Genomic DNA, 12,253 nt, shown 5'->3' with positions numbered 1-12,253 from the left:
GCGCGCTGGAGGCCATGGACGCGCTGTCCGTCACCCCATTGGACGGGGATGCCTCGGCTCCGTCCCCGGTGCGGGGGGTGAGTTTCGGCTTTGCCCGGCGTCACGGGGTCGTGGTCATGGAAGACTCGGGCGGAGTCCCGCGGGTGGTCTGTCGACCGGGTGTCGCCAGTCAGACCCTGGCCGAGCTGCGTCGCCATCTGGGGCGCCCCCTGATCCTGGAAACGGTGCCGGCGGAACAGTTCGACCTCCTGCTGCGCACCCGCTACGAGAGCAGCAGCAACGACGCCATGCAGCTGATGGAAGGCATGGGAGAAGACGAGGACCTGGACAGCGTCGCCCAGAGCCTGGCCGAACCGGAAGATCTGCTGGAGACGGAAGATGACGCCCCCATCATTCGTCTTATCAATGCCCTGCTCACCGAGGCCATCAAGGAAAACGCCTCGGACATCCATATCGAGCCCTTCGAGAACCGTCTTACCGTGCGTTTCCGGGTGGACGGGGTGTTGCGTGAAGTGCTGGAACCGCCCAGGGTCCTGGCACCGCTGATCACCTCGCGGATCAAGGTCATGGCCCGTCTGGACATTGCGGAAAAACGTCTGCCCCAGGATGGGCGCATCTCCCTGAAGCTGGCGGGCCGGGCGGTGGACGTGCGCGTCTCCACACTGCCCTGCGGCCACGGCGAGCGGGTGGTGCTGCGCCTGCTGGACAAGCAGGCCGGGCGCCTTGACCTGAGCCATCTGGGCATGGACCCCGCCACCCTGACGGTGATGCAGCGGGTGATTGCACGGCCCCACGGCATCATCCTGGTCACCGGCCCCACCGGTTCGGGCAAGACCACGACCCTCTATGCGGCCCTGTCCCAGCTCAATGACCGCAAGCGCAACATCCTCACGGTGGAAGATCCCATCGAATACTATCTGGACGGTATCGGTCAGACCCAGATCAACAGCAAGGTGGACATGACCTTCGCCCGGGGGTTGCGGGCCATCCTGCGGCAGGACCCGGACGTGGTGATGGTGGGGGAGATCCGTGACGTGGATACGGTCCACATCGCCGTCCAGGCCAGTCTCACCGGCCATCTGGTCTTTTCCACCCTGCATACCAATACCGCGGTGGGGGCGGTGACCCGGCTGCGGGACATGGGCGTGGAGCCCTTCCTGCTGTCCTCCACCCTGGTGGGCCTGCTGGCCCAGCGCCTGGTGCGCCTGCTCTGCGATCACTGCAAGGCCCCGTACCGGGCCTCCGCGGCCGACAGCCGTCTGCTGGGGTTGCCGCCGGGGGAACACACCCTGTTCCGTGCCGTGGGTTGCCCCGAATGCAATCACCTGGGCTACCGGGGCCGTACCGGCATCTACGAACTGGTGGAGGTGGACGAGACCCTCCGCACCCTGATCCATGACGGCGCCGGCGAGCAGGCCATGGAACGCCACGCCCGCCAGTGTACGGCCAGCATCCGCCAGGACGGCATTCGTCGCATCCTGGCCGGCCACACCACGCCGGAGGAGGTCCTGCGGGTCACCAAGGAAGATTGACCGCCGATGCGTCCCTGGATACCCGTACCGAATCATGCCCGCCTTTGAATATACAGCCCTGAAACCCACCGGACGTCAGGTCCGCGGGGTGCTGGAAGGGGATACCCCCCGCCAGGTCCGCCAGCAACTGCGGGAGAGCGGTCTGACCCCGCTGTCGGTGGAGGCGGTGCAGTTGCGGGAACGCCGGCGGCAACGGTTGCCGGGCCTGTCTCGGGGCATCAGTGCCATGGATCTGGCCCTGCTCACCCGTCAGCTGGCCACCCTGGTGCGTTCGGGGCTGCCCCTGGAGGAGGCCCTGGGCACGGTGGCCCGCCAGAGTGAGAAGGCCCGCATTCGCAGCATGCTCATGGCCGTGCGCACCCGGGTGATGGAAGGCCATTCCCTGGCCCGCGGCCTGGGGGATTTCCCCCATGTCTTTCCCGATATCTATCGCACCACGGTCGCCGCCGGGGAGCAGTCCGGGCACCTGGATGTGGTATTGGAGCGTCTGGCCGACTACACGGAAAATCGTCAGCAGATGCGCCAGAAGATACAGCTGGCCCTATTCTATCCGGCCATCCTCACCACCATGGCGGTGCTGGTGACCGTGGCCCTGCTCACCTACGTGGTCCCCGAGGTGGTCCAGGTGTTCAGCGGCATCGGTCAGGAATTGCCCTGGCTCACCCGCACCCTGATCGCGGTGAGTGATGCCCTGCGGGATTATGGTCTGATCCTGCTGGCGGCACTGGTGGCGGCCGGTCTGCTGTTTCGGTATCTGCTGCGCCGGCCCGGTCCGCTGCGGGCCTGGCACCGCCTGTTGCTGCGCCTGCCTCTGGTGGGGCGCCTCACCAGGGGCATGAATACCGCCCGCTTCGCCCGCACCCTGTCCATTCTTTCGGCCAGCGGCGTGGCGGTGCTGGAATCCCTGCGCATCGCCGCCGAGGTGATCTCCAATCGGCCCATGCGCGAAGCCGTACAGGCGGTGGCCCAGCGGGTGCGGGAGGGCTCCGGCATCGGCGTGGCCTTGGAGCGGTCCGGCTATTTCCCGCCCATGACCGTCCACCTGATCCGTAGCGGCGAGGCCGGCGGCTCCCTGGACGAGATGCTGGAGCGGGCGGCGGTGAACCAGGAGCGGGAACTGGAAACCCGCATCGCCATGATCATGGGCATCCTGGAGCCGGTGCTGATCCTGGTGATGGGGCTGGTGGTGCTGGTCATCGTGCTGGCCATCCTGTTGCCCATTTTCGAACTCAACCAGCTGGTCAATTAGTGGTCATATTCAACAAGGGGATTGCATGCGCATGAACATCCATCCACGCAGACAAGGCGGTTTCACCCTCATCGAAGTCATGGTGGTGGTGGTGATCCTGGGGATCCTGGCGGCCATCGTCGTGCCCCGGATCATGGATCGTCCCGACGAGGCCCGTATCACCAAGGTGCAGAACGACATTCGCGCCCTGGAGAGTGCCCTCAACCTCTACCGTCTGGACAATTTCGTCTACCCCAGCACGGATCAGGGCCTGCAGGCTCTGGTGCAGCGGCCCTCGGGCCAGCCGGAACCGCGCAACTGGCGCCAGGGCGGGTATATCGACCGCCTGCCCATGGACCCCTGGGGCAACCCTTACCAGTATCTGCATCCAGGTACCCGGGGCGATTTCGATCTCTACAGCTTCGGCGCCGACGGCCGTCCGGGCGGTGAAGGCATCAACGCAGAGATCGGCAACTGGGGTCAGTGATCCGGATGTCCCCGTCCGGCCCCGACCATTCCTGTCGCGGCTTCACCCTGCTGGAGGTGGTGGTGGTGCTGTTCATCGTCGGCATCATGGTCACCTTTGCGGTGATCGCGGTGGGCGACGGCGGCCGCGATCGTCACATCGAACAGGAAATGCGCCGCTTTGTCGCCCTGGTCGACCTGGCCCGGGACGAGGGCATCCTCACCGCCGAGGAGACCGCCCTGAGCGTGGGTCGGCACGGGTACGGCTTTCTGCGCGAATATCAGGTGGATGCCCGCAGCTACGAGTGGCTCCCGGTGCCGGGGGATCGACCGTTGCAATGGCGCGAGCTCGGGGGGCTGGGCATCGAGCTGGCCCTGTCTCTGGAGGGGCAGCCGGTGAGCCTGGAGCGGGAGCCGGCCAATCCGGCGCCCCATGTATACCTGGGCATCAGCGGCGAGATCACCCCCTTTGAACTGCAGTGGCTGACCGATCAGGCCCGCACACCCCGCTTCGTCATTCGAGGTCATCCCGGGGGGCGGATCGAGATACTGGAACCGGCGGACCCTCACGGCAGGGAATTGCGGCCATGGCGCTGAGGCCGCAACAGGGTTTCACCCTGCTGGAGGTGCTGGTGGCGGTCACCATCCTGGCGGTGGCCCTGGGCGCGGTGATCAAGCTGGGCAGTGACAACGCCCGCATCGCCGCCGAACTGCGTGACCGCACCTATGCCCACTGGGTGGCCTCCAACGTCATGGCCCGCTATCGGGCCGGGCTGGATGCCCCGGCCGAGGCCGTGGTGCGGGGGAGCAGCATGATGGCGGAACGGGAATGGTTCTGGGAGGCGCGTCTGGATCCGGCCATGCTGGATGTGGGCGGTTTTGAACTGGGACCCGTGCCCCGGATCGAGATCAGCGTCCGTGACCGGGATGATCCGGACACCTCCCCCCTGGCCCGGTTGGTGGGGTACCTGAATTGGCAATGAGCCTCCGTCGCCCCCCTTCTGCACGCTACGGACGCGGTTTCACCCTGCTGGAGCTGATCGTCTCCCTGGCCGTGTTTGCCCTGGTCTCGGTGATGGCCTACGGCGGCCTGCGGGCGGTACTGGAGGCGCGGGCCCTGACGGATGAGTCCGCCGCCCGTCTGGCGGAGGTGCAGATGGCCATGACCCTGCTGGGGCGGGATCTGGAGCAGGTGGCCCGTCGCCCGGCCCGGGACGGCCTGGGAGAGTTCCAGCCGCCGATCCGTCATGACGGCCTCCGGGTGCCGCCGCGGCTGGAGGTGATCCGCGCCGGGGTGCGGGGCGGTGCCGGTCGCAGCAGCCTGCAGCGGGTGGCCTGGGAGATGGATGAGGGCAGTTTGTATCGGCTTTACTGGTCCGCATTGGACGGGGGCGGGGAGACTCCCGTCGGCCGCATGCCCGTGATCCTGCGCCGGGAGGGGTTCGGGTTGCGGGACTGGGAGCTGCGCTTCCATCATCGGGACGGGATCGAGGGCCTGACCACATCGGCCTTCTGGCCGCCCCTGGGGGGGGACTCACAGGACATGGCCCTGCCGTTGGCGGTGGAGATCATCCTGGACCTGGAAGGGATCGGCCGGGTATCGCGGCTGTTTCCCGTGACCCATTCATGACCCGCCGGTGACCGCCGCCATGTATCGCCGTCAACGGGGCGTCGCCCTGATCACCGCACTGCTGGTGGTGGCCCTGGCCACCATCGCCGCCGTCTCCATGGCCACCCGGCAGCATCTGGATATCCGCCGGACCACCAATGTCTTCACCCATGACCAGGCCTATCAGCTCTCCCTGGGGGCGGAAGCCTATGCCCTGCGCCTGCTGGGGGAGCGCGACGAGGATGATGAACTGCCCTGGGAGGGGTGTGTGTCTCCGGCGATTCCCGTCTATCTGGAAGGGGCGGAGCTGGTCGTCCTGCTGGAAGACCTGCATTGCCGCTTCAATCTCAATGCCCTGGCCCGGGAAGACGAGGAACTGCGGCAGGGGTTTGTCCGGCTGTTGGAGGAGATTGCCCGGGAAACCCCGGACCTGCGCCTGGATCCCGAACGCCTGCTGGTCCATCTCACCGACTGGCTCGATCCGGAGACCGATGACCCCGCCTATCGGGCCCTGGACCCGCCCTACCTGAGCGGGAACCGCTCCATGCTCAGCCCCAGCGAACTGCGGCTGGTGCTGGGGGTGACGACACCGGTCTGGTGGGCCGTGGCCCCCTATGTGACCGCCCTGCCGGAGACCACCTCCATCATGAATCTGCACGAGGCCCCGGAAATCCTGCAGCGGGCCTTCGGCACCGCCGAGGACACGACGGTGGAGTCCCGGTACTTCCGTCTGGCGGTTCGCACGGAGCTGGCCGGGCGGCGTTTCCTGCTCTGCAGTGTGCTGGATACCCGGGAACAGCGGGTGGTGTTGCGGGAGCAGACCGCCTGCGGGCCCTGAAGCCCCCTGCAGATCCTGATGAAATTTGCCATGATGATGCCTTCTTGCCCGATCACCGGAGACGATCCGTGAACCCCAGCCAGGTCTTTTTGAGACCCACCGATGCCGGCAATCCCGGGGCGCCCTGGGAAGCCCTGCTGCAGATGACGGACGGCACCGTGCAGGCCCTGTCCCCGGCGGGGCTGGAGGTGCTGGCGGGGCAGCTCCCGGCCGGTCGTCTGATCATGCTGGTTCCCGGATCACGGGTCCTGCTCACCCGCGTGGAAATGCCCACTCGCAACAGCCGGGCGATGATGAAGGCGTTGCCCTATGCCCTGGAGGACCAGCTGGCGGACGATGTGGAAAGCCTGCATTTCGTCCCCGGCGCCCGGGACCCGGATGGACGCCTGCGGGTGGCCGTGGTGTCCGTGGAGGACATGCAGGCCTGGCGGGAAGCCTTGCGCGGGCAGGGGCTGGAACCTCGGCTGATGGTGCCCGAGACCGCCGTCCTGCCCACGGCGCCGGATGCCTGGACGATCTGGCTGGAAGGAAGCCTGGCCTGGCTGGCCACGGCCGAGGGCGACGGCATGGCCATGGAGCGGGACAACGCTGCCTTCCTGCTGCAACTGCACTGGGATGAAACCCCGCCGGAGCGGCGTCCCGAGCGCCTGGAGATCCGCCGTCATGGATCGGCACTGCCCGAGGATCAGGCCCTGGAACGCCTGGAGCCGGCGCTCGGGATACCGGTCGCACGCCCTGTTGCCGCCGCGGGTCTGGCGGCCGCCATTGTCGAAGCCTGGCCGAAATCGGCACCCTTCAATCTGGCCAGTGGTGCCTTCAGTCCCCGCGACGGCCTGGGCCGGTGGTGGCGCCCCTGGCGTCCGGCGGCGGCCCTGTTGCTGGCGCTGGTCGTGGTCCAGTTCATTGCCCTGGGGTGGGAATTGCACACCCTGCAGGCGGAGCGGGACCGGCTGGAGCGGGAGATCACTCAGGTTTTTGAGCGGACTTTCCCCGGCAGCCGCGTGGTGGACCCCCGGCGCCAGATGCAGAGCGCCCTCAACAGCCTGCACCAGGGCCAGGGCGGCGGCCCGACAGCCTCCGGCCTGGAGGCCCTGCTGACGGTGGCCGGCCCGGCCCTGGCCGCCGAGCAGGGGCTGATGATCCAGAGTCTGCGCTACCAGCCGGGTCGACTGGATCTGGACCTGCATCTGGCCGACCTCCAGAGTCTGGACCGCCTGCGACGGCAACTGGAGTCGAATCCCGGCTGGAGCGTGGAGATCCAGTCCGCCAGCACCCGGGAAGACCGGGTGGACAGCCGCATCCTGATCCGGAGCAACGAGTCATGATCCCGTGGTGGCAAACACTCTCATCCCGCGACCGGCGGATCCTGACCCTGGGAGGTCTGTGCCTGGCGCTGATCTTGCCCTACGGCCTGATCTGGCTACCTCTCAATGACCGGGTGGAGGCCACGGCGCGAACGGTGGAGCGACTGCAGGGGGATCTGGGCTGGATGGAGGCGGCCTCGGCGCAGGTGCGGGCCGCCAGGGGGCAGTCCGGTCCCGCGCCCGCGGCCCAGGGCACCCAGTCCCTGCTGGGGCTGGTGGATGCCACGGCCAGGCAGGCGAACCTGGCCTCCAGTCTGCGGCGGGTCCAGCCGGAGGGGACGGGGACGGTCCGTGTGTGGATGGAGAATGTCGCCTTCGATGACCTGTTGCGCTGGCTGGACGGGCTGGGGCAGCAGTACGGGATTCAGGTCAGCGGTCTGGTCGTGGACCGCCAGCCGGCCGCCGGCCGGGTCAATGCACGACTGGTGCTGGAGGGGCAGGGGGCGTGAAGTCGGGTCTGAAGTCGTGGCATTACCTGGTACTGGGGGGAATCGCCTATCTGATCTTCCTGCTGGTGACCCTGCCGGCATCCTTCGCCTGGCAACTGGCCCGGGACCGGGGACTGGTGCCTGACGGGGTGGAGCCGGCGGGGATGTCCGGCACCCTCTGGCAGGGTCAGGCGCGACAGGTCCGGCTGGATGAACTGATGCTGTCGGATCTGCAGTGGCGGGTACGTCCCCTGGCGGGGCTGCGTGGGGAGTTGCGGGTGGATGTCACCCTGCGGCCAGCGGGCGGGACGGCCGCTGGCCGCCTGGGTCTTCACCCTTCGGGCCTGCGCCTGCGGGATCTGCGGGCCGACCTGCCGGCGGCGGCACTGGCCGAGGCCTATCTGACCCTGCCGGTGATCGTGCAGGGGCGGGTACTGGCGGACATCCCCAGCCTGCGGCTTGACCGGCAGGGGCGTTTCAGTCAGGTGGAGGGCGTGGTGGGCTGGCTCAATGCCGCCTCGGGACTGCCCGAACCCCTCCCCCTGGGGGATCTGCGGGCCACCCTGACCGCCACCGAGGCGGGTCATCTGGAGGCCGTCATCCGCGATCAGGGCGGGCCGTTGTTCGCGGAAGGCACGGCGGGACTGGCCCCGGACGGGGCCTACCAGCTGCGTCTGCGCCTGGGGACGCGGGAAGGCGCCCGTCGGGAGCTGTCCCAGGCCCTGGGCTTCATGGGGCGGCCGGACGCGGAAGGCAGGGTTCCCCTGAACCTGTCCGGACGCTTCTGAGCCGCCGTCGCGGCAACGATTATCCGAAGTGGCAGATGTAGTGGAAGGGCTCGCCGTCCACTTCGATATCGAAGCTGGCGTCGCCGGGCACCGAGAATGACTCTCCGGCAGCGATGCTGCGCCATGCATCCTCTCCCGGCAGGCGGACCCGGCAAGCACCGGCCACGCATTCCATGATCTCCGGCGCCCCGGTGTTGAAGGTCAGGCGGGCGGGCAGGATCACCCCCACCGACTTGCGGGTGCCGTCCGCCAGGGTGAAGCCGTGGCTGACGCACTTGCCGTCAAAGTACACATTGGCCTGGGTGTTCAGGGTGACGTTGTCGAACTGTTGGGTGATGCTCATGGAAAGTGCTCCGAAAAAGGTCAGGTCTTGCGATCCCGCGGCCGGTGGGCCGGGTCGATCCATGGGTCCTGGGACTCCATGGAGGTCATGCCGTCCCGCTCCGCTTCCACCTGGGAGATGCTCATGCCGGGGGCCTTGGCCCGGACATAGAAGCTGGCCAGCATCATCAGGATGTTGATGACGCCCACCAGGACGAAGGGGGCGCGGGGATCGATGTGGTCGAACAGGCGGCCGCCGATCATCATGATCAGCAGGATGCCCAGGGCGCCGCTGATGTTGAACATGGCCAGTACCGAGCCGCGGGTGGCCTTGGGGGCTTCCTGGCCGATCAGGGACTGCCCGCCCAGGAACACGCTCATCTGGCCGATGCCCAGCAGCACGAAGAAGATCCAGGTGGTGCCGCCGCCCAGGGGATTGTCCATGAAGATCACCGCCAGGTTGCCCAGGGCCGCCAGGCCCATGCAGACGCCGAGGGCGGTGACCCGGTTCAGGCGATCCACCAGCGGCCCCAGCAGCGGCGCCGAGAGCAGGGCCGCCACCTGGGTGATGACGAAGATGAGGGTGGCCTGCTTGATGGCCTCGGGCGAACTCATGCCCATGCCGATGCCCACCGTGGTGCCCCAGAGCACGACGAAGGCGGCATTGATGGACTGGTCGCCCCGGGCGATGAAGGCCGCGCCGTAGGCCAGCAGGATGCGAGGGTTGCGGGCCTCGGTCACCCCGGTGACCAGCAGCTTGCGCACCGGCGGGCGGGCCTCCCGGGTGGGTGGCACCCCGCCCTTGAGACCGAAGCCGATGATGATGGCGGAGACCACCGCCAGCCCCGCCACCAGCAGATGGGTGTAGAGCCCGGCATCGGTGCCGCTGACCCCGCGGGCGGTGAACACCTCCGGCAGCACCCCGAACATCTGGCCGATCATGACGATCCCCAGGCCGTTGAGCATGCCGATGATGGCCACCAGCTTGCCCCGGGAACGCTCCGCCGGGTAATCCGCCAGCACCGTGGACAGGGCGCCGGCAATGGCGACGATGCCCATGGCATAGATGGCCCGATACAGGAACAGGTCATCGCTGGAGCCCGCCAGCGGATAGAGCACATAGGTGGCCGCCAGCAGCATGAAGCCGGCAATGAAGATGGGCCTTCGGCCGATGCGATCGATGAGGATCCCCGCCGGTATGAACAGCAGCAGGGCCACCACCTCGGTCCAGAACACCAGATCCCCGGTGAGGGTGCCCTGCTGGTCCAGGGGGATGTTCAGGTGCTCGTTGAGGATGTAGGTCTGGCCGATGGTGATGAACACCAGCAGACCGATGGAGACGAAGCCACCGTAGAAGAAGGTCCAGCCGTGGAGGGGCAGGATGCCCGGTGCCAGATAGATGGGACCGATCCGGTGGGTTTTCACCGCGGAAGGTGGGTTGCTGGTCTGGGTCATGGGTTGGTTGGAATCTCAGGTTCTGCCGAGAAGCCGCATCACGCGGTCCAGCGCCCCGTCCACGGCGCCGCTGAAGCGCTTGCCCAGGGGCTGCTTGCGGCGGTAGGTGACCTCGTACAGGTCGAACTCCCTGGACAGGCGCATGAGTTCATCGTCGCTGGTACTCAGGGCGTCCACCAGATTCAGGGGCAGGGCCTGCTCCCCGTACCAGTGCTCCCCGGTGGCCACTGTTTCCAGGTGCAGCTGGGGCCGGTAACGGCCCAGGAATGCCTTGAACAGGGCATGGGCCTCGTCCAGCTCCTGCTGGAACTTGGCCCGTCCCTCCGGGGTGTTCTGACCCAGGACGGTGAGGGTGCGCTTGTATTCGCCGGCGGTGAGCAGTTCCACGTCCACCTCCCGGCGCTTGAGCCAGCGGTGCAGGTTGGGTAGCTGGGCCACCACGCCGATGGAGCCGACGATGGCGAAGGGCGCGGCGACGATGCGGTGGGCCACCGCCGCCATCAGATAGCCGCCGCTGGCGGCCACCCGGTCCACGGTGACGGTGAGATGCAGTCCCGCGTCCCGCAGCCGGACCAGCTGGGAGGCCGCCAGGCCGTAGTGGGGCACCATGCCGCCGCCGCTCTCCAGGCAGACCACCACCTGGTCCAGGTCCTTGCGGGCCTGGGTCAGGATGGCGGACACCTCTTCCCGCAGGTTTTCCACCCGGGAGGCGCGAATGTCGCCGTGAAAGCGCAGCACGAAGATGCGGCTGCGATCCGGGTCCGGCGGCGGGGAGGGCTTCTTGTCATCCTGTTTCCGGCCCAGTCGCCGCAGGCGCTGACCCAGGCTGCGGGGCGTCTTGAGATGCTCGCCCAGGGTCTTTTCCATGTCCCGGTAGCGCTGGTTGAGATGCCGGACGTTCAGGTGTTCCTGGCCCCGTTCCCGGGATCCGCCGGCGGCGGCGGTGATGCTGCCCAGCAGGATCAGGGCGGCCACCACGAAGGTGACCGCTTTGGCCAGGAACAGGCCGTACTCGTACAGGAATTCCATCGGTGCTCAGTCCCGATCAGGCTTCGCCCGTGGTGCCCAGGGTCTTTTCCACGAAGGCATCATACTTCTGCGTGAACTCGTCGGGCAGTTCATAGAAGGGCAGGGCGCCGGTCGGCAGTTCTTCCACCTGCCAGTTGGGCAGGCGTTCCACCGCGGCCTTGCCGCGATAATCCACGAAGTCGCCCCGCTCGCCGTGGCACATGAACACCGGCAGGGTCAGGGATTCGTAGACCCGGGTGATGTCCTTGCTGAACAGGTTGCCCGCCAGGAAATGATAGGGCGCATGCTGGGCGCCGGGCTGGCGGGTGGTGGCCACGCTGTACTCCAGCAGGCCCAGGTCGATGCGACGGGAACCCCAGGCCTTGTTGAGGAAGTAGCGGATCACGCTGCGCTTGGTCAGGGCGTTGAACAGGCCCTGGTTCCAGGGACCCCGAGTGAGCAGGGTGTGCAGCCAGGGCATGCCCCGGGTGCTTTCCGGTGGGCCGTCCAGGCGGCCGGTACCCCGGAAGCCGGTGGGGCTGACCAGGGCCACGGTACGAAAATCGTCGGCGGATTCGGCGGCGGCCCGGGCCAGGAACTCCGAGCCCAGGGACAGGGCGATGGCATCGATGGGGCCGTCGCCCATCAGCCGGCGGATCTCCTGCACCATGGCATGAACGGCATCGGTCATGAGGCGGGGCGTGTAGGGCCGGTCGCTGCGGTCCGAGCCGCCGAAGCCGGGCAGATCCAGGGCAAAGACGGGCCGCAGGCGGCTGTAGTGGTCATAGAGGGGTTTCATTTCGTAGGCGGAGCCGGCGGCATTCACGCTGTGAATGAGCAGCAGGGGCACGGTGTGCTGTGCCTCGGATCGGGCCGGGCCACCCTGGTAGTAACAGAGCAAGCCCGCCTTGCTGTCCAGGGTGCGCCGCTCGCCGCTCAGGGCCGACGGCAGTGGGGACGGTGGGGCCTGGGTGCCGGTCTTGTCGGCAGCGCCCGTGACGGCCTGGGCAAACTGGATCGAGGGCTGTGACGTGATCGTCCTGGACATGGCGGCAACTCCTGCGGATGCGTTGGCTGACCGAGGGGGGATCCCCTCATCAATGATCTTCTTGAAGCCTGGGAGTATCCATGGGTGCCGGGGGTTTCTCAAGCGACGTCGGCCAAAATCAGGAGAAGGGCTATAATCCTGGCGGCATGATCAACTTTTGATGGTTCAT

The 12,253-nt window shown here is 67.5% G+C and carries 14 protein-coding genes; 10 read left to right on the top strand and 4 right to left on the bottom strand.

The features are described 5' to 3' along the window. Window positions 1-14: 14 nt before the first annotated feature. The 10 genes from gspE to ACLF6L_RS14495 all read left to right on the top strand — a co-directional run bounded on the left by gspE (window position 15) and on the right by ACLF6L_RS14495 (window position 8,252). Window positions 15-1,532 carry a type II secretion system ATPase GspE gene (gene gspE / locus ACLF6L_RS14540; RefSeq protein WP_412852796.1) on the top strand — a complete coding sequence of 506 codons (1,518 nt, stop codon included), beginning with the start codon at window positions 15-17 and terminating at the stop codon, window positions 1,530-1,532. A 34-nt stretch (window positions 1,533-1,566) separates the two neighbouring features. Then, window positions 1,567-2,781, top strand: coding sequence for a type II secretion system inner membrane protein GspF (gene gspF, locus ACLF6L_RS14535; protein ID WP_238616437.1), 1,215 nt, complete (start codon window positions 1,567-1,569; stop codon window positions 2,779-2,781). 31 nt (window positions 2,782-2,812) lie between these two features. Next, window positions 2,813-3,247, top strand: coding sequence for a type II secretion system major pseudopilin GspG (gene gspG / locus ACLF6L_RS14530; RefSeq protein WP_412851942.1), 435 nt, complete (start codon window positions 2,813-2,815; stop codon window positions 3,245-3,247). Window positions 3,248-3,252: 5 nt separating this feature from the next. Further along, window positions 3,253-3,822, top strand: coding sequence for a type II secretion system minor pseudopilin GspH (gene gspH / locus ACLF6L_RS14525; RefSeq protein ID WP_238616435.1), 570 nt, complete (start codon window positions 3,253-3,255; stop codon window positions 3,820-3,822). Beyond that, on the top strand, window positions 3,813-4,208 hold the full coding sequence (gspI, locus tag ACLF6L_RS14520; protein WP_412851941.1) for a type II secretion system minor pseudopilin GspI: 396 nt from the start codon (window positions 3,813-3,815) through the stop codon (window positions 4,206-4,208). Before gspH ends, gspI begins: the two co-directional genes overlap by 10 nt. Beyond that, entirely contained in the window at window positions 4,205-4,855 is a 651-nt protein-coding gene (gene gspJ / locus ACLF6L_RS14515; protein ID WP_238616433.1) for a type II secretion system minor pseudopilin GspJ, read from the top strand. Before gspI ends, gspJ begins: the two co-directional genes overlap by 4 nt. Window positions 4,856-4,874: 19 nt before the next feature. Next, window positions 4,875-5,672: a type II secretion system minor pseudopilin GspK gene (gspK, locus tag ACLF6L_RS14510; protein WP_040405118.1), complete on the top strand. Its 798-nt coding sequence runs from the start codon at window positions 4,875-4,877 to the stop codon at window positions 5,670-5,672. Between the two features lie 68 nt (window positions 5,673-5,740). Beyond that, window positions 5,741-6,997 (top strand): type II secretion system protein GspL, encoded by a 1,257-nt coding sequence (gene gspL, locus ACLF6L_RS14505; RefSeq protein ID WP_412851940.1) that lies wholly within the window; start codon window positions 5,741-5,743, stop codon window positions 6,995-6,997. Next, window positions 6,994-7,485, top strand: coding sequence for a type II secretion system protein GspM (gene gspM, locus ACLF6L_RS14500; RefSeq protein ID WP_008931456.1), 492 nt, complete (start codon window positions 6,994-6,996; stop codon window positions 7,483-7,485). Before gspL ends, gspM begins: the two co-directional genes overlap by 4 nt. After that, the gene (locus ACLF6L_RS14495; protein ID WP_238616431.1) at window positions 7,482-8,252 is read left to right on the top strand and encodes a type II secretion system protein N; all 771 of its coding nucleotides are present in this window, start codon (window positions 7,482-7,484) and stop codon (window positions 8,250-8,252) included. The genes gspM and ACLF6L_RS14495 overlap by 4 nt, the downstream gene beginning before the upstream one ends. Before the next feature lie 19 nt (window positions 8,253-8,271). On the opposite strand, the gene ACLF6L_RS14490 is transcribed toward ACLF6L_RS14495, so the two are convergent. The 4 genes from ACLF6L_RS14490 to ACLF6L_RS14475 are packed head-to-tail and all read right to left on the bottom strand — an operon-like array spanning window position 8,272 to window position 12,084. Then, window positions 8,272-8,595, bottom strand: a complete 324-nt coding sequence (locus ACLF6L_RS14490) for a pyrimidine/purine nucleoside phosphorylase (protein WP_412851939.1) — start codon at window positions 8,593-8,595, stop codon at window positions 8,272-8,274. A 20-nt stretch (window positions 8,596-8,615) separates the two neighbouring features. Then, complete coding sequence (locus ACLF6L_RS14485; RefSeq protein ID WP_238616430.1) at window positions 8,616-10,028, bottom strand: MFS transporter; 1,413 nt, start codon at window positions 10,026-10,028, stop codon at window positions 8,616-8,618. A 15-nt stretch (window positions 10,029-10,043) separates the two neighbouring features. Next, window positions 10,044-11,057 (bottom strand): protease SohB, encoded by a 1,014-nt coding sequence (sohB, locus tag ACLF6L_RS14480; protein WP_238616429.1) that lies wholly within the window; start codon window positions 11,055-11,057, stop codon window positions 10,044-10,046. A 16-nt stretch (window positions 11,058-11,073) separates the two neighbouring features. Continuing rightward, window positions 11,074-12,084 (bottom strand): alpha/beta fold hydrolase, encoded by a 1,011-nt coding sequence (locus ACLF6L_RS14475; protein ID WP_238616428.1) that lies wholly within the window; start codon window positions 12,082-12,084, stop codon window positions 11,074-11,076. Between the last annotated feature and the right edge of the window lie 169 nt (window positions 12,085-12,253).

The organism is Ectothiorhodospira shaposhnikovii, from assembly GCF_047222355.1.
In the GTDB taxonomy this organism is placed as follows: domain Bacteria; phylum Pseudomonadota; class Gammaproteobacteria; order Ectothiorhodospirales; family Ectothiorhodospiraceae; genus Ectothiorhodospira.
The sequence above is the reverse complement of the archived record's forward strand: the minus strand, read 5'-3'. Positions and strand labels throughout refer to the sequence as shown.

What these genes read in the sequence shown, in the direction of transcription:
- gspI (WP_412851941.1), top strand. Translation starts at nt 3,813, where the DNA reads ATGGCGCTGAGGCCGCAACAGGGTTTCACCCTGCTGGAGGTGCTGGTG.
- ACLF6L_RS14475 (WP_238616428.1), bottom strand. Translation starts at nt 12,084, where the DNA reads ATGTCCAGGACGATCACGTCACAGCCCTCGATCCAGTTTGCCCAGGCC.
- gspK (WP_040405118.1), top strand. Translation starts at nt 4,875, where the DNA reads ATGTATCGCCGTCAACGGGGCGTCGCCCTGATCACCGCACTGCTGGTG.
- gspE (WP_412852796.1), top strand. Translation starts at nt 15, where the DNA reads ATGGACGCGCTGTCCGTCACCCCATTGGACGGGGATGCCTCGGCTCCG.
- sohB (WP_238616429.1), bottom strand. Translation starts at nt 11,057, where the DNA reads ATGGAATTCCTGTACGAGTACGGCCTGTTCCTGGCCAAAGCGGTCACC.
- gspJ (WP_238616433.1), top strand. Translation starts at nt 4,205, where the DNA reads ATGAGCCTCCGTCGCCCCCCTTCTGCACGCTACGGACGCGGTTTCACC.
- ACLF6L_RS14485 (WP_238616430.1), bottom strand. Translation starts at nt 10,028, where the DNA reads ATGACCCAGACCAGCAACCCACCTTCCGCGGTGAAAACCCACCGGATC.
- ACLF6L_RS14490 (WP_412851939.1), bottom strand. Translation starts at nt 8,595, where the DNA reads ATGAGCATCACCCAACAGTTCGACAACGTCACCCTGAACACCCAGGCC.
- gspH (WP_238616435.1), top strand. Translation starts at nt 3,253, where the DNA reads ATGTCCCCGTCCGGCCCCGACCATTCCTGTCGCGGCTTCACCCTGCTG.
- gspF (WP_238616437.1), top strand. Translation starts at nt 1,567, where the DNA reads ATGCCCGCCTTTGAATATACAGCCCTGAAACCCACCGGACGTCAGGTC.
- gspM (WP_008931456.1), top strand. Translation starts at nt 6,994, where the DNA reads ATGATCCCGTGGTGGCAAACACTCTCATCCCGCGACCGGCGGATCCTG.
- gspG (WP_412851942.1), top strand. Translation starts at nt 2,813, where the DNA reads ATGAACATCCATCCACGCAGACAAGGCGGTTTCACCCTCATCGAAGTC.